We start from the raw sequence: 16,477 nt of genomic DNA on the forward strand, positions 1-16,477 counted from the left end.
CCAGTGCAAGCCAATCAGCCAGCACGTCTGCAAGCCAAAGTGCTTCAACAAGCGCAAGTCAATCAGCCAGCACGTCAGCTAGCCAGTCAGCTTCAACAAGCGCAAGTCAATCAGCCAGCACGTCAGCTAGCCAGTCAGCTTCAACCAGTGCAAGTCAGTCAGCAAGCACAAGCGCCTCTGAGTCAGCAAGTACAAGTGCAAGCCAATCAGCAAGCCAAAGTGCTTCAACAAGCGCCAGTCAATCAGCAAGCACATCAGCTAGCCAGTCAGCATCGACCAGTGCGAGCCAATCAGCAAGCACGTCAGCAAGCCAAAGTGCTTCAACAAGCGCCAGTCAATCAGCAAGTACATCGGCTAGCCAGTCAGCTTCAACAAGCGCCAGTCAATCAGCAAGCACATCAGCTAGCCAGTCAGCATCGACAAGTGCGAGTCAATCAGCAAGTACATCGGCTAGCCAGTCAGCATCAACAAGTGCAAGCCAATCAGCCAGCACGTCAGCGTCTGAATCCGCATCAACCAGTGCGAGCCAATCAGCAAGCACATCAGCTAGTCAGTCAGCATCGACAAGTGCGAGCCAATCAGCAAGTACATCAGCTAGCCAGTCAGCATCGACAAGTGCGAGCCAATCAGCCAGCACGTCTGCAAGCCAAAGTGCTTCAACAAGCGCAAGTCAATCCGCAAGCACAAGTGCATCTGAGTCAGCGTCAACCAGTGCGAGTCAATCAGCAAGCATAAGCGCATCTATGATTCATTCGACTAGTCAAGCTCCTCAAACTGATACAACTAAGACACGTAAGCAACTTCCAAATACTGGAACAGCAACTTCGGCTACAAATCTGCTCCTAGGAGCTGTAGCAGGTCTAACAGGATTAGGATTAGTAGCTAAGCGTCGTAAGCGCGATGATGAAGAATAAGCCTTGTTTTATAAAGTTGCTAAAAGACTAGGTAAGCTATGAGAAAGCCTCCAAGGATTGTAAAATTCTTGGAGGTTTTTGTCTATAGGAAGTGAGTATTAGCTGGTTGGAGTTTTGTTGATTCGTAAGACTCGTTTAAAATCAAAAAGAGTAGAAATTTCGTAACCGCCCCATAACAGAGTACCTAGCCAACTTTCCATTCCTCCGGTATACTGTTAGTAGAAAAAACAGTACTGGAGGTTATTTTAATGTCACACCTTATTGTCCCTTTGGAAACACCCCAATCTCGCCGTTTTGATAAGAAAAAGAAGAATAAGATGATTTTTCGTTGTCAGTTAAAAGAGCTTGATTTTTCCATCTATTGTAACCGTCCAATAATGATCTATAGTTGTATTCGCATTTTTCCTGTACGATTATAGCTTATGGTAAACAAGGCTTTAAGACCTCTTTTTGCTTGTGGATTAATATCCTTGAAAAAATGAAACTTCAATGGCATGACTTTAAATCGTGTATGATCATATTTCCGATTTGCTAATTGTATGTAAATTTATTAATTATCAATTTTTGGATAGCATTGATATTTTTATGTAAGTTGCTTTTATTATAAGGCTATTTGTGGTAAGATGTACATAATAACAGAATGCTATATAGTATCTCTATATTAATGGTAAATAACATTAAATTTGTATAAAAGTTTTAGTTAGATGACAAGTTATTCATATTGTAGGCACACTGATAGATATAGTCAATTTAGTTGGAGGGGGAAGTTTTAATTGCTATCTGGAAAATTCTGCATGTTTTCACATAAAAATAAGCAACATCAGCGCTTTTTTCAACTTTTACCTGATGGTCAAATCAAGGATATTGGTGGAACCGGTCATGATAATGAGCGGTTTTGGCATATGCAGGAGAAAAAACTTCAACTATTTTCTAGCTCGAAAGAGTTGACGGCAGTTTTTGACTGTTGTTATGAGGAAGTCGGCTATTCTTATTGGGAAGGTTTGCATCAGGAAACGATTCCTCTGGAAATTCGTGTCTATAATTCGCGTTCGGATCTGTTTGATTACCTGACGAAATTTACTAGTCGCTATTTGATTGACTACGGGGCCTTAACAGTGGGCAATCATACTTATGGTATTCCTCAATTAGTTGACTATGACCATGGAGGCCAGGTCATTATTGGTGATTATTGTTCTATTGGACAAAATGTTCAATTTGTAACAGCAAATCATGATGTGGAATTGATTACCACTTATCCATTTAAGAGTTTGGAGTTGTTTTACACAGATAAGACCCTGGATATGACGGATGACCATATCTTAAAGAATCCCACTCGTGTTGGGAATGATGTTTGGATTGGAAACAATGTTCAAATCATGGCAGGGGTAACTATTGGAGATGGAGCAGTGATAGCAACAGGTGCTGTAGTAACCAAGGATGTGGAACCCTATGCTATTGTTGGAGGAAATCCTGCTAAGCTTATTCGTTATCGCATAGCAGATCCTACTTTCCGTGAACAGATGTTAGAAATTGCGTGGTGGAATTGGCCGGAAGACATTATTTCTGAACGATTGGATAAAATCATGAGTAAGGATATATCAGGATTTATAAAAGAATACTTACCAAATGCTGGGAAAGTTAAACATGATTGATCTGTTCTCAGAAATATTAGAATTGATTTAGAATGTATCTTAAAGAAATGTGTATTGAAATCGACTTTGTTTTTTATATATTGCATCAGAAAAGGAGTATATGATTAAAATGATGGAAAAAATAAGTGTTATTGTTCCTGTTTACATGTCAGAACTATATCTTGAAAAATGCTTGGATAGTATCGTTCAACAAACCTATCAAAATCTTGAAATTATTTTGATTAATGATGGCTCAACAGATGGTTCAGCCGCAATCTGTCAACGTTATCAAAACCAAGATGCACGTGTTAAAGTCTATCATAAAAGAAATGGTGGAGTTTCTTCTAGCCGCAATCGTGCCTTGGAAGTGGTAACTGGGGATTATATCGTTTTTGCAGATAATGATGACTGGTTGGAGTTGGATCATATCCAAAATCTTTATGATTTATTGAAAAAAACAGATGCAGATATTGCAATCGGAAACTTTACTCAATTTTTGGATGATCAAGCTAGTTTTTTGATTCATGTAGGAGCAGATGATTATTTTGAGAAGACTTATACGCCATTTGAATGGTTTAACCATCAATATGATAGTAAGTATAATTTCAGTCAATGCTTCACAGTTCCGTGGGCGAAGTTATACAAGACAGAGCTATTTAAAGATATTGTATATCCAACAGATAAAAGTGTAGAGGATGATTACACAACTTATAAAGTTTATCTTCAGGCAGATAAAATTGCTTTTATGAATAAGGCTATTTATATCCATAGAAAACGTTCTACAAGTGTTACAAGGACAGTCAATCTTGCAGATGTATATCCCTTAAAGAGTATTGAAGAACGTATGACTATTCTCCAATTAATTGGAGCTCCTCAGGAGTTATTAGATAGAGAAATTCAAGCTTATAAATGGCGATTATCTATTCATGAAGAAGAAACTCTTAAACATGGGGACGTGGAATCTTATCAACAAATTTTGGTCAAAAAAGCAATTGCAGCTAAATATTTTGAAGGTTAGTCAAACACATTTTATAAATTGATTTTTCTCTATTTTTAGATAGAAAAAGTGACCTATACTCAAAAATTAGAATGTTATCTCGTTTTTGATGTAGGTTGCTTTTTACGTTTATCAGATAGCTATTCTAATACTCAATTGTTTTCAAAAAACAACCTCATCCATTGTCTGCTGACAGTGGACTTTAAAATACTTTTTTCCAGTCCTTGAATAACTTCTTGAAGCTTATCAATGACAGATTCCAATGTTTGAAAAGCCTTATTTTTAAAACCTCGTTTTTGAATTTCTTTCCAGACTTGTTCAATAGGGTTCATTTCTGGTGCGTAAGGTGGGATATAGTCGCTTAGTTTATAAAATACATGTTATAATAAAGTTATGGCATATAGTACAGATTTTAGACAAGGAGCATTAGATTACATCAAAGAGGGACACAGCCATGTCGAGGCAGCCAAAGTTTTTGATGTTGGCATCAGAACTCTCTTCACATGGGAAAAGAAATTACGTGAACAAGGGCACTTAGAGCGGAAAAAGCGAGTCGCCAAAAGCCGAAAGATTCCTTTGGAGGAGTTGAAGGCCTTTGTAGAGGCTCATCCAGATGCTTTTTTACGGGAAATTGCGACACATTTTGATTGTGCTGTTCCTTCAGTATGGGCAGCTTTAAAGCAGATTAAGGTCACTTTAAAAAAAGACGACTAGCTTTAAGGAACAAGATCCTGAGAAAGTCGCTGAGTTTCTTGATATTTTGGATAACCTAAAAGATTTACCAGTCGTATATATTGACGAAACAGGAATCGACCGCTACCTCTATCGTCCTCATGCACGGGCTCCTAGAGGAGAGAAAGTCTATGAAAAGATTAGTGGACGGCGTTTTGAGCGGGCTTCAATTGTTGCAGGACAAGTAGATGGAGAGTTTATAGCTCCTATGATTTACAAGGAAAGCATGACGAGCGACTTATTTGTGAAGTGGTTCAAAACGTAGCTCTTGCCTGCTTTGAAGACACCTCATGTCATTGTCATGGACAATGCTAGTTTTCATCCCAAGAACATCTTGGATGAACTCTGCATTCAAGATAGACACTTTTTCTTACCTCTACCACCTTATTCACCAGATTTGAATCCTATTGAGCAAGCTTGGGCTGTCTTGAAAAAGAAAGTGACAGCTTTATTAAGGGAAGTCCCCAATATCTTTGAATCATTAGAGTGCTTTTTAAAACTAAATGACTATAACACTTTTCTTTTGAGCGAAAATAAATAATCTGTAGACGTTTATGATATTTGGCGTACGATGAATCTCTTAGGAGTTGTTCAATTTTTTGTATTTCTTCATTTGTAAGTTTCATAACTACTATTATAAGATGTTTTTTTTGATTTTAGTATAGTATAAAATAATAAGGTTATTTACATCGATAGATACCTAAAATATACTTGAGATGAATTATAGTGAGTTGAATCTGGAATAGCACACCACAGTTACTAAAATATTTTTATAAAGTGATTTAAATTTTCTAATTATTTTGTTCAGTTTTTAATTCATTTCACTATAAAAATTTATCTTTAGGATTGATTATTCGAAAATGTTATCATATAATTACAGCGAGATTACAATATTGAATTTATTAAGCTATTTTACTTTTGTTTTTGTATGATTATTTAATTTGGAAAGTAATTATAATTTAACACTGTATGAACGATACTGTCAATGAAATAAATATATTTTTGAAATTGAAATTCCTTAATAGCTCAAAAAATAGCAAAAAAAAAATGTTATAATAGTAGGAAAGGAGAGCGACTACATGACTGAAAAAATTACTGTGATTGTACCCGTTTATAATGTTGAAAATTATCTAGAAAAATGTTTGGATAGTTTAATAAACCAAACTTATAAAAATCTTGAAATTATCGTTATCAATGATGGCTCTACAGATAATTCGGGCACAATTTGTCAAGAGTACGCACAAAAAGATAATCGAATTGTCTATATTGAAAAAGAAAATGGTGGTCAAGCGGAAGCAAGAAATATGGGCTTGGATCGAATGACTGGATCTTATGTGAGCTTTGTTGATTCGGATGATTGGGTCGAGTTAGATTATGTAGAAACCCTATATAAAAAAATAACGGAGTATCAGGCTGATATTGCGGTTGGAAATTATTGTAAGTTTAATGAGTCTGATTCAAATTTCTATTTTCATATATCTGGAAATTATTTTGAGAAACTTTATGACAATGTCCCTATAGTGGATTGTTTAAATGATTCTAATAGATTATTAAATTCAGCATTGATAGTTGCTTGGGGAAAAATTTATAGAAAAGAAATTATTTCTAATTTTCGTTTTCCGGTAGGAATAGTGACTGAAGATACAGTATTTAATTTGAAAATATTATTAGCTTCTAAAAGTATTGTTTATATTAATAAAGCTTCTTATATCTACAGAGTTAGGAGTGGAAGTATTTCAAATACTTGGGATGAAAAATGGATTAAAGATTGCATATACGCTATAGAAGATAGATTGGCATTGTTATCAACATTAGGTTATCCAATGTCAGAACATATACATGCTTATAAATTTATTTTAAATCATATAACTTCTGAAAGTAATAACAGAGGAATATCAGAATCTCATGTGTTAGATCAGATAAAAGAGAAGAAGATGTTATTAGATTTACTTCAGACTCAAAATCAGGAATTTAAGAAAGCTATTGTCCTCGCAGCTAACTATGCCTATGTTGAGCAGGTCATGACGACTATTAAATCTATCTGTTACCATAATCGCTCGATTCGGTTCTATCTGATTAATAGTGATTTTCCTAATGAATGGTTTAAACAATTAAATAAGCGATTAGAAGTATATGATTCAGAGATTATCAATTGTCGGGTAACTTCTGAGCAAATTTCGCGTTATAAAACAGATATTAGTTACACAGTATTTTTGCGTTATTTTGTATCTGACTTTGTGAAAGAAGATAAGGCTCTCTATTTAGACTGCGACTTGGTAGTAACTAAAAATCTGGATAACTTGTTTGAAACAGATTTGCAAGACTATCCATTAGCAGCTGTTCGAGATTATGGAGGAAGAGTATACTATGGTAGGGAAATGTTCAATGCGGGTGTTTTACTAATCAACAATCGTTTATGGAAACAAGAAAACATGTCCCAACGCTTGATAGATTTGACAAATGAGTGGCATGATAAGGTAGATCAAGCGGATCAGAGTATTTTAAATATGCTCTTTGAAAATAGATGGATAGAGATGGAATTTGACAATAACCATGTTGTGATTCATAAGCAATTCACAGACTATGAGTTACCAGCAGGTCAAGATTATCCCGGTATCATCCACTATCTCTCACATAGAAAACCGTGGTTTGATTTAGCTGCGCAGACCTATCGTGATGTTTGGTGGTATTATCATAGTCTCGAATGGACAGAGTTAGGAAAAAATCATCATTTACATCCATTACAAAAATCACATATCTATCCTATCAGAGAACCGCTTACTTGTTTAATTTATACGTCTTCAGATCAGATTGAACAAATTGAGACATTGATTCAATCTTTGCCTAATATTCAATTTAAGATTGCGGCTAGAGTGATGGTCAGTGATCGTTTGAAACAATTGTTGGTCTATCCAAATGTAACTGTTTATGCTGGAATTAATTATTTAGCAGAACTAGATCAAGAATTAATTGAGACTAGTCAGGTACTTTTAGATATTAATCATGGTGAAAAAACAGAGGAAATGTTAGATCAATTTTCAGAAAGAGGAAAGTTGATTTTAGCTTTTGAGAATACAAAATATCGTGAAGTTGGACAGATAACCTACAAAGTAGAACAAGTTCAAGAAATGATTGAAAAATTAAGAGAAGTGGAAGAAAAACATGGATTTTAAAGATTCTGTAAAGTTATTAGGAGATTTTCAGCATATAGAGATTTCCCCCACCAGTACTATTGAATTAGGAACAGATGTTACATTTCGTTCATTTGTAAGTTTAGAAGTAGCTAATAATGCTAAATTAACACTTGGAAATAGAGTTTTCTTTAATGACCATTGTACGATTCGTTGTGGTAAAGAAATTGAAATTGGTAAGGATACCATGTTTGGAGATGGGGTAAGGATTTTTGACCATAATCATAAATACTCAAATTACCATATCGAAAAAATTCAATTTACTGCTGATAAAATAACGATAGGAAAAAATTGCTGGATTGGAACTAATGTTGTCATTTTAAAAGGGGTGACGATTGGAGATAATGTCATTATTGGAGCAAATGCCCTAATTTATAAAGATATACCAGCTAATTCTATCGTTACTTCTCAGGAGGATTTAAAAATCATTCCTAGGAAACAACACCAATTTCATGTTTTTACTTTAACAGCTTCAGACACTTTAGAAAACCTAGACTATCTTGTTCAGAATCTTCCAGAGGTAGCTTTCCATATAGCAGCTAAAACAAATATTTCGGATTATCTTGAAAGTTTCAATCGTTATGAGAACGTGAATATATACACAAATGTTCATCATGATGATATTATTGAGGATTTGTTGAAGAAATCAGATATTTATTTAGATATTAACCATTGGGGAGAGGTGGATGGTATTGTTCATAGAGCAATAGAACAGAATAAGCCTGTTTATGCTTTTGAGAATACCAATCATGATTCAAGTGGATTTAGTAAAGTTTTTCGACAAGAAGATGCAAATGGAATGGTGACAGAGATGAAAAAATTTTTAGGAGAAGAAAAATTATAGTATGGAGAATGAATTAATCAGTATTGTAGTTCCAATCTACAACGTTGAGAATTACTTGCGAATGTGTTTGGATAGCATTCAAAATCAGACGTATCAAAATTTTGAGTGTTTATTAATCAATGATGGTTCTCCAGATAATTCAGCAGATATCTGTAGAGAATATCTTGCTAAAGATGCTCGTTTCCGTTACTTTGAAAAAGAAAATGGTGGCTCATCTTCAGCAAGAAATTTTGGGATTGAACGTTCGGAGGGGGAGTATGTTACGTTTGTAGACTCTGATGATTGGTTGGAACATGATGCTTTACAACTGTTATATGATGCATTGAAAAAAGAAAATGCGGATATTAGTATCGGACGTTATAATTGTTACGATGAATCACGTTGCCAATATTTGTTTTATGATTCTAATCCAGATGATTCTCTTGAGGTGATAGAAGGAAAAGAAATCATAGATAGAGAAGGTGTCGAAGAAATGAAAACTGGGAATTGGACTGTAGCTTATTTGAAATTATTCAAGAGAGAGTTACTACAAGATTTACCATTTCCTATAGGGAAAATGGCTGAGGATACATACTGGACATGGAAGGTACTTCTAAAAGCTTCGAAGGTGGTCTATTTAAATCGTTGTATTTACTGGTACCGTGTTGGTTTGACTGGTACTTTATCAAATACATGGAGCGAAAAACGTATATATGATGAAATAGAGGCTAGGGAAGAGAAAATCTCTATTTTGGCAAGTTTAGATTATGACTTGACCAATCATATTTTAGTTTATAAAAATAGATTACAAAGAGTGATAGCAAAGTTAGAAGTACAAAATATGCAGTCTACGGAGATTTATAGAAGAATGATGGAAAAATTGTCTTTACTACCGTAGTAATAAAAAATGAGATAATACAATATGAAACTACATTTAACAAACTTATACGGTATGGCTGGTGATAGTACAGTCATTCTTGCCCAAAATGCTGTACAAAAAATAGCAAGTCAACTGGGGTTTAGAGAGGTTGGTATTTATTTTTACAACATTGCTTCAGATAGCCCTTCTGAAATGAATAAGCGTCTGGATGGGATTATGGCTAGTATCTCTATTGGTGATATCTTAGTCTTTCAATCTCCTACTTGGAATGGTTTTGAATTTGATCGTGTCTTATTTGATAAGCTGAAGGATATGCAGGTGAAAATTGTTTGCTTTATTCATGACGTTGTTCCTCTCATGTTTGATAGTAACTATTATCTCATGAAAGAATACATGTATATGTATAATCTATCAGATGTTTTGATAGTTCCATCAGAGAGAATGAAAGCACGCTTGATGGAAGAAGGCTTGACAACTAAGAAAATCCTCGTTCAAGGGATGTGGGACCATCCTCATGATTTATCCTTATACACTCCGGCTTTTAAAAAAGAACTCTTTTTTGCTGGAAGTTTAGAGCGTTTTCCAGACTTACAAAATTGGTCTCAAGATACGCCTTTAAGAGTATTTTCAAATAAAGGGGAGGCTAGTTCTAGTGCTAGAAATCTTAGTATTGAAGGATGGAAAAAAGATGAGGAACTGTTGCTAGAATTATCAAAAGGTGGATTTGGTCTTGTCTGGGGAACTCATCAAAATGATGGAGAAAGTAACCAATATTACACCCTGAATATATCTCATAAGGTTAGCACCTATCTGACAGCCGGGATCCCAGTCATTGTACCAAGTAGCTTATCAACTGCTAAATTTATAGTAGATCAAGGCTTGGGCTTTGTGGCAGATAGCCTAGAAGAGGTTCATGAGATAGTTGATAAAATGAATCTACAAGAATATCAAGAAATGACGAATCGAATAAAGACCTTTAGTTATTTGCTAAAAGAGGGTTATTTTACAAAAAAATTACTGGTAGATGCCATCTATCAATTAGGAATTAACTAGGAGAACATATGAAAAAAGCAATTGTACTAGCTGGGGATTGCAGCTATACTTCCCAACTAGAAACAACTATCAAGTCCATTCTATATCACAATCGAGACCTTAACATTTATATTTTAAACCAAGATATCATGCCAGATTGGTTTCGGAAGCCTCGCAAAATAGCTCGAATGCTGGGAAGTGACATTATCGATGTGAAGTTACCCGAGCAAGCCGTGTTTCAACAGTGGAGCAAGCAGGATCATATCAGTGCGATTGCCTATGCTCGCTATTTTATAGCCGACTATGTTCCAGAAGACAAGGTTTTATATCTAGATTCGGATTTGATTGTGAATGATTCTTTAGAGGGATTATTTACTATCAATCCTGAAGATAAGTGGCTGGCTGCTGTTAGGGATACAGAGGGTGTTACCTTTAATACTGGGGTTTTGTTAATTAACAATGCCAAATGGAAACAAGAGAATATTAAAGAGTTACTCATTACTCAATCAATTGAAACTCTAAAAATAGTAGCAGAAGGTCGTTTTAAAAATTTCAATGGTGATCAGACTATTTTTAATCAGGTTGTCAAGGATAACTGGCTAGAATTGGACCGTCGATTCAATTTGCAAGTTGGACATGATGTTGTCGCTTTTTATAGTAATTGGCCAAATTTTTTTGATGAATCATCCTACAGACCTGTTGTTTTGCATTTTTTATCTCATAGAAAACCATGGACGACATTGATAGCTAATCGCTACCGCGATCTCTGGTGGGATTTTCATGATTTAGAATGGACGCAAATTTTGCAACACCATATGGGTGAGTTTGAACTAGTTTCCCCTCAGAATCGAGGATTTTCTTGCTTGACGCTTACAACATCGCAAGATTTAGAAGGAATAGAAGAACTGCTTACATCTTTACCAGACGTGATTTTCCATATTGCAGCCTGGACCGATATGGGAGAAAAGCTAAAAAGGCTGGCAAGTTATGATAATGTCCGCTTACATCCTCAAATTGTTCCACCAGTATTAGAAAACCTTAAAAATGTAGCTTCAATCTACCTAGATATTAACCATGGTAATGTGGATCAGACGATGATGGATTCCATGAAAAAACAAGGGAAGCCTATGCTGGCTTTCCAATCCACCCAACATGGAAATTTAGGGCAAATCTCATTCGAAACAGGAAAAACTGCTTTGATGATTGAGGCGATCAAAGATTTCAAGGAGAATGGACGCTTTACACGATTTTATCAAGTTCCAGAATTAACGTGTTTAACCTTTACGGCTTCTCAAGAATTAGAACAATTAGACTACTTAGCAGAACAATTGCCAAATGTAGCCTTTCATGTAGCAGCCTGGACAAGTATGGGTCCAAAACTCTATGACTTATCCAATCGTTATCCAAATATTCACCTCCATCCAGCTATTTCAAAAGAAAAACTTGAAGAGCTAAAAGAGCAGATGGATGTTTATCTGGATATTAACCTAGAAACCTCAACTTCAGACATGGTTGCAGATGTAGCTCAACTGTCTAAGCCTGTATTTGCTTTTTATAAATCTCAAAATGGCTATCATGGACAAAGATTATATTCGAGCGAGCACCCTGAACGGATGCTAGAAGATCTTCAAAAACTTTTTGATGGGAAACCGCTAGCAAAACAAGAAGATCCTATTCAGGTTAAGAGCATTGATGAAACTCTGGATTATATCATTGAACACCAGTCGTCTTTAGTCCGCTTTGGAGATGGCGAGATCAATATGCTTGCTGGGCATTCAATTCCCTACCAACACTATGATGAAGAGCTCGTATCTACCATGCGAGAGATTATAGGTTTAGAAAGTACGAAAGACCTAGTAGTCTGCCTTCCTGATGCTTTTACGGATCGTTTCAAATTTACATCATGGGCCATTCCCTTCTGGAAAGAACATATGGATCATTATATGGACTTTTATCGCGAACTCTGCACGGGTTCGTGGTATGGTTCAACCTTTGTATCACGTCCTTACATTGATTTCGAAGATAAGAGTCAGGCCAAAGGTCAATTTGATAAACTGAAAAGTATTTGGGAAAATCAAGACCTACTCATTGTAGAAGGGGCTACTTCACGTTCGGGTGTCGGCAATGATTTATTTGATGAAGCAAAATCGATTAAACGAATCGTTTGTTCATCTCATAGTGCCTATTCGCGTGTCGATGAGATTGAGCAAGAGATAGAAAAGCATGCAGCTGGGCGTCTTGTTTTATGTATGCTTGGACCTACAGCCAAGGTTTTGGCTTACCGTCTAAGTCAGAAAGGCTATCAGGTCTTAGATATTGGACACATCGACTCAGAATATGAGTGGATGAAGATGGGAGCTAAAACTAAGGTTAAATTTGCCCATAAACATACGGCTGAATATAATTTTGATCAAGATATTGAATTTATCGAAGATGAGACCTATACAAGTCAAATAGTTGCTGATTTATCAAAAGCAACTCAGTAAAAGGAGAACGAATGAAAAAACAGCAGTCAGTTATCTTTGCAGGAGATTATGCCTATATTCGTCAAATTGAAACTGCTATAAAATCAATCTGTCGCCACAATAGCCATTTGAAAATATATGTACTTAATCAAGATATTCCACAAGAATGGTTTATGAATATTCGGACCTATATTCAACAAATGGGTGGGGATTTGATTGATTGTAAGGTCATTGGAGCAAAATATAAGATGAACTGGACCAATCAGTTGCTTCATATCAATCACATGACCTTTGCCCGCTACTTTATTCCAGATTTTGTCGAAGAAGATAAGGTTCTCTATTTAGATAGTGATTTAGTTGTGACTGGTGATTTGAGTCAGCTGTTTGAAATAGAACTAGAAGAAAATTATTTGGCAGCAGCTCGTTCTTGTTTTGGTGCAGGAGTTGGTTTTAATGCAGGTGTATTATTAATCAATAATAAAAAGTGGCAATCAGATGACATCAGACAGAGATTGGTTGATTTAACTGAGAGAGAGCATGAAAACGTGGGAGAAGGAGATCAGTCTATTCTCAATATTCTCTTTAGGGATAGCTGCTATCAGCTAGAAGATACCTATAATTTTCAAATAGGTTTTGATGCTGGTGCAGCTGAAATGAATCATCGTTTTGTCTTTGATATTCCGCTAACACCTCTTCCAAAAATTTTACACTATATCTCTCCAGATAAACCTTGGAACCAATTCTCTGTTGGTCGTCTCAGAGACCAATGGTGGCACTATTCCATGATGGAGTGGTCATATATTGTATCTACTTGGAGAGAAAAGAATCTTGTTTGTACTGCAGATGTTTACAAACCTAAGTTAAGATGCATGAACCTAACCAATTCTTGGTGTGTTAAGAAAATAGATTATCTGGCTCAACACTTGCCTGAGGTCCATTTTTACATTGCTGCTCATACATTTATGGCAGATGAACTGAAGCGCTTATCAGCTTTTCAAAATGTGACTCTCTATCCAAATTCCTTCCCTCTTTTAGTGGAGAATGTTCTTGAACAATCGGATCTTTATTTAGACCTAAACATGGATCAAAAACTAACTTACATTTATGATTTGGTTCAAAAATACCAAAAGCCGATGCTCAGTTTTGATAGTAGTCGTTGTCCAGATTTGCCTGATACTTGCTATGCAGGTGTTTACTCTGAAAGTCGACCAGAAGAATTAGTAGAAGCAATTAAGTGCTATATGAAGGAGAGAGAATAGTGAGAAAGTCAATTGTACTTGCGGCAGATAATGCCTATCTCATCCAGTTAGAAACAACCATTAAATCGATTTTATATCATAATCAAGATGTTGATTTTTATATACTAAATAGTGATATCGCACCAGAGTGGTTCAAGTTATTAGCAAATAAAATGACAGTTGTGAATTCTACTATTCATAATGTCCATTTGAACAAAGAGATATTTGAAGGTTATAAGACGGGGCCTCATTTAAATTACGCTTCATACTTTCGTTTTTTTGCTACGGAAGTGGTTCATTCTGAACGAGTTCTGTATCTTGATTCAGATATCATTGTGACAGGGGACTTGTCACCTTTATATACAATGGATCTTCAAGGCTATTATGTAGGTGCTGTCGATGATGTATATGCCTACGAAGGTAGGGAATCAGGATTTAATTCTGGTGTTTTAATCATGGATGTAGCAAAATGGAAAGAGCACTTAATTGTTAATAGTCTATTAGAATTAGCAGCAGAACAGAATCAGGCTGTGCATCTAGGGGATCAAAGTATTTTAAATATTTACTTTGAAAACAAATGGCTGCCCTTAGACCAAACTTATAATTATATGGTTGGTGTAGATACTTATCATCTAACCCAGAAGTGTCAACGTCTGGATGATCAGCCACCAGTAATTGTTCATTTTGCTAGTCATGATAAGCCATGGAACACCTATAGTATTTCACGGCTTCGTGAACTCTGGTGGACTTATAGAGATTTGGATTGGACAGAGATTGCTTTTAAACGTTCTAGTTTGAACTACTTTAAACGGAGTAATCAATCTCAAAAACAAGCGATGATTGTGACTTGGAGTGCTAATGTGGAGCATTTAGAGTATTTGATTAGTAGCCTACCAGATTGGCATTTCCATCTAGCAGCTCCAGTTTACTGTATTGAGTCGGTCACAAAGCTATCCTCTTATCCTAATATGACTTTGTACCAGTCTATCCTTCATCAAAGAATTGATTGGTTATTGGATGATTCCAGTATTTACTTGGATATTAATAGGGGTGATGAAGTCTTGGATGTAGTTTCAAGAGCAAAAGAAAGAGGAAAGAAAATTTTTGCTTTTGAAGACACTCGAAAAAAAGCTGAAGATAGTATCTATGATGGCATTTTCTCTATCGATAAACCAGAGGACTTGGTAGCTGCTATGAAAAACTTGGATACTAACTAATTACCAAGTGATTGAGAGTTACCTGTAAGATTAGAGGATGAGTGAAGAATGATATAATTTTCAAATCTCATTTGTAACAACAGCTTGAGTGATTTGACTGCAACCTATAACTAATGAAAAGGAGTATTTCGTGAAACGATTTTTTTCATCTATAGCAGTAAAGAAAGGTCTAGGAACCTTGTTTCTGCTCTTTGTTTATGTATTAGGGAGTCGAATTACTCTTCCTTTTATCGATTTGAATAGCAGGGATTTCCTTGGCGGTGCTACCGCCTATTTGGCCTTTTCAACCGCAATTACAGGTGGAAATCTACGGAGCTTGTCAATCTTTTCAGTCGGTTTATCTCCTTGGATGTCATCGATGATTTTATGGCAGATGTTCTCCTTTTCTAAGCGTTTGAATCTTGCCTCTGGTTCGACTGAGGTTCAGGATAGGAGAAAGATGTATCTAACCTTGACAATCGCTTTGATTCAATCGCTAGCCTTAGCGGTAAATCTACCAATCAAGGACAACTATAATACACTTTTGGTACTCATACTCAACACGATATTGCTGATAGCTGGAACCTTTTTCTTGATATGGTTATCAGATATTAACTCGGTGATAGGTGTTGGTGGCTCTATTGTCATCTTGTTGACCAGTATGATTATCTATATTCCCCAAGACATTGTACAATCGATACAAAAATTAGGGATTCCTATGTGGATTGTTGAAATACTCGGAGCGATGGGGATCGTTTTTGCCTATCTCATTGCAATTTTTTATCGTGCTCGTTATCGGATTCCAGTCAATAAGATTGGTCTCCACTCTCGCTTTAAGCGTTATTCTTATTTTGATATAATGCTGAATCCTGCAGGTGGGATGCCCTTCATGTACGTGATGAGTTTAATTAACTTACCAACGTACTTGTTTCTTTTGTTGCAATTATTTGATCCAGGAAATCCAGTTTATCAACAAATAACGATCCAATATGCGATGGGGAAACCCTTGTGGATCTATACCTATATAGCGACCTTGTTTGTCTTTAGTATTGCCTTTGCTTTTGTCAATATTAGTGGAGAGCAGGTGGCAGAACGGATGAAAAAATCTGGCGAGTATATTTATGGCATCTATCCAGGTGAGGACACTAGTAAATATATCAATAATCTAGTATTCAAGTTTGCTATTGTAGGTGGTATCTTTAATGTGTTATTCGCAGGTCTACCGATGTTGTTTGTTTTAATGGATGAACAATTATTAAGAGTGAGTATGATACCAGGTTTGTTTATGATTTTAAGTGGTATGATCTTTAACATTAAAGATGAAATTAGAGCACTGAAGTTAAATGAAACTTATAAACCACTGATTTAGGAGAGTGTT

General features: G+C 35.8%; 11 protein-coding genes and 2 pseudogenes. 12 read left to right on the top strand and 1 reads right to left on the bottom strand.

Translation table 11 applies throughout. The features are described from left to right. The 3 genes from QM374_RS05340 to QM374_RS05350 all read left to right on the top strand — a co-directional run. The coding region (locus tag QM374_RS05340) for an LPXTG cell wall anchor domain-containing protein (protein ID WP_414311094.1) at positions 1-914 on the top strand (914 nt) is incomplete at its 5' end. Between the two features lie 794 nt (positions 915-1,708). Next, entirely contained in the window at positions 1,709-2,566 is an 858-nt protein-coding gene (locus QM374_RS05345; RefSeq protein WP_414311095.1) for a CatB-related O-acetyltransferase, read from the top strand. 112 nt (positions 2,567-2,678) lie between these two features. Beyond that, positions 2,679-3,563, top strand: coding sequence for a glycosyltransferase family 2 protein (locus QM374_RS05350; RefSeq protein ID WP_414274043.1), 885 nt, complete (start codon positions 2,679-2,681; stop codon positions 3,561-3,563). A gap of 131 nt (positions 3,564-3,694) precedes the next feature. Here QM374_RS05350 and QM374_RS05355 read toward each other — a convergent pair. Next, positions 3,695-3,898, bottom strand: a pseudogene (locus QM374_RS05355) (transposase); the annotation flags it as partial. Between the two features lie 37 nt (positions 3,899-3,935). Here QM374_RS05355 and QM374_RS05360 point away from each other — a divergent pair. The 9 genes and pseudogenes from QM374_RS05360 (at position 3,936) to secY2 (ending at position 16,468) form a co-directional block, all read left to right on the top strand. Continuing rightward, a pseudogene (locus QM374_RS05360) lies at positions 3,936-4,815 on the top strand (IS630 family transposase). A 538-nt stretch (positions 4,816-5,353) separates the two neighbouring features. Further along, positions 5,354-7,447 carry a glycosyltransferase gene (locus tag QM374_RS05365; protein WP_414274040.1) on the top strand — a complete coding sequence of 698 codons (2,094 nt, stop codon included), beginning with the start codon at positions 5,354-5,356 and terminating at the stop codon, positions 7,445-7,447. Continuing rightward, a complete protein-coding gene (locus tag QM374_RS05370) occupies positions 7,437-8,309 on the top strand; it encodes a DapH/DapD/GlmU-related protein (protein ID WP_414274039.1) in 873 nt (290 codons plus the stop codon). The genes QM374_RS05365 and QM374_RS05370 overlap by 11 nt, the downstream gene beginning before the upstream one ends. Position 8,310: 1 nt before the next feature. Beyond that, positions 8,311-9,186 carry a glycosyltransferase family 2 protein gene (locus QM374_RS05375; protein ID WP_414311096.1) on the top strand — a complete coding sequence of 292 codons (876 nt, stop codon included), beginning with the start codon at positions 8,311-8,313 and terminating at the stop codon, positions 9,184-9,186. 24 nt (positions 9,187-9,210) lie between these two features. Next, positions 9,211-10,221 carry a sugar transferase gene (locus QM374_RS05380; protein ID WP_414274037.1) on the top strand — a complete coding sequence of 337 codons (1,011 nt, stop codon included), beginning with the start codon at positions 9,211-9,213 and terminating at the stop codon, positions 10,219-10,221. 8 nt (positions 10,222-10,229) lie between these two features. Beyond that, a complete protein-coding gene (locus tag QM374_RS05385; protein WP_414311097.1) occupies positions 10,230-12,686 on the top strand; it encodes an SP_1767 family glycosyltransferase in 2,457 nt (818 codons plus the stop codon). 11 nt (positions 12,687-12,697) lie between these two features. Beyond that, a complete protein-coding gene (locus QM374_RS05390) occupies positions 12,698-13,924 on the top strand; it encodes a glycosyltransferase family 8 protein (RefSeq protein ID WP_414311098.1) in 1,227 nt (408 codons plus the stop codon). After that, positions 13,924-15,120: a glycosyltransferase family 8 protein gene (locus tag QM374_RS05395; RefSeq protein WP_414311099.1), complete on the top strand. Its 1,197-nt coding sequence runs from the start codon at positions 13,924-13,926 to the stop codon at positions 15,118-15,120. The genes QM374_RS05390 and QM374_RS05395 overlap by 1 nt, the downstream gene beginning before the upstream one ends. A 130-nt stretch (positions 15,121-15,250) precedes the next feature. Next, a complete protein-coding gene (secY2, locus tag QM374_RS05400) occupies positions 15,251-16,468 on the top strand; it encodes an accessory Sec system protein translocase subunit SecY2 (protein ID WP_315640018.1) in 1,218 nt (405 codons plus the stop codon). The last annotated feature ends 9 nt before the right edge of the window (positions 16,469-16,477 follow it).

It is taken from the genome of Streptococcus infantis (assembly GCF_047465525.1).
Lineage (GTDB): Bacteria > Bacillota > Bacilli > Lactobacillales > Streptococcaceae > Streptococcus > Streptococcus infantis_R.

Coding starts and splice junctions, on each gene's coding strand:
- QM374_RS05345 (WP_414311095.1), top strand. CDS start 1,709: ATGTTTTCACATAAAAATAAGCAACATCAGCGCTTTTTTCAACTTTTA.
- QM374_RS05350 (WP_414274043.1), top strand. CDS start 2,679: ATGGAAAAAATAAGTGTTATTGTTCCTGTTTACATGTCAGAACTATAT.
- QM374_RS05365 (WP_414274040.1), top strand. CDS start 5,354: ATGACTGAAAAAATTACTGTGATTGTACCCGTTTATAATGTTGAAAAT.
- QM374_RS05370 (WP_414274039.1), top strand. CDS start 7,437: ATGGATTTTAAAGATTCTGTAAAGTTATTAGGAGATTTTCAGCATATA.
- QM374_RS05375 (WP_414311096.1), top strand. CDS start 8,311: ATGGAGAATGAATTAATCAGTATTGTAGTTCCAATCTACAACGTTGAG.
- QM374_RS05380 (WP_414274037.1), top strand. CDS start 9,211: ATGAAACTACATTTAACAAACTTATACGGTATGGCTGGTGATAGTACA.
- QM374_RS05385 (WP_414311097.1), top strand. CDS start 10,230: ATGAAAAAAGCAATTGTACTAGCTGGGGATTGCAGCTATACTTCCCAA.
- QM374_RS05390 (WP_414311098.1), top strand. CDS start 12,698: ATGAAAAAACAGCAGTCAGTTATCTTTGCAGGAGATTATGCCTATATT.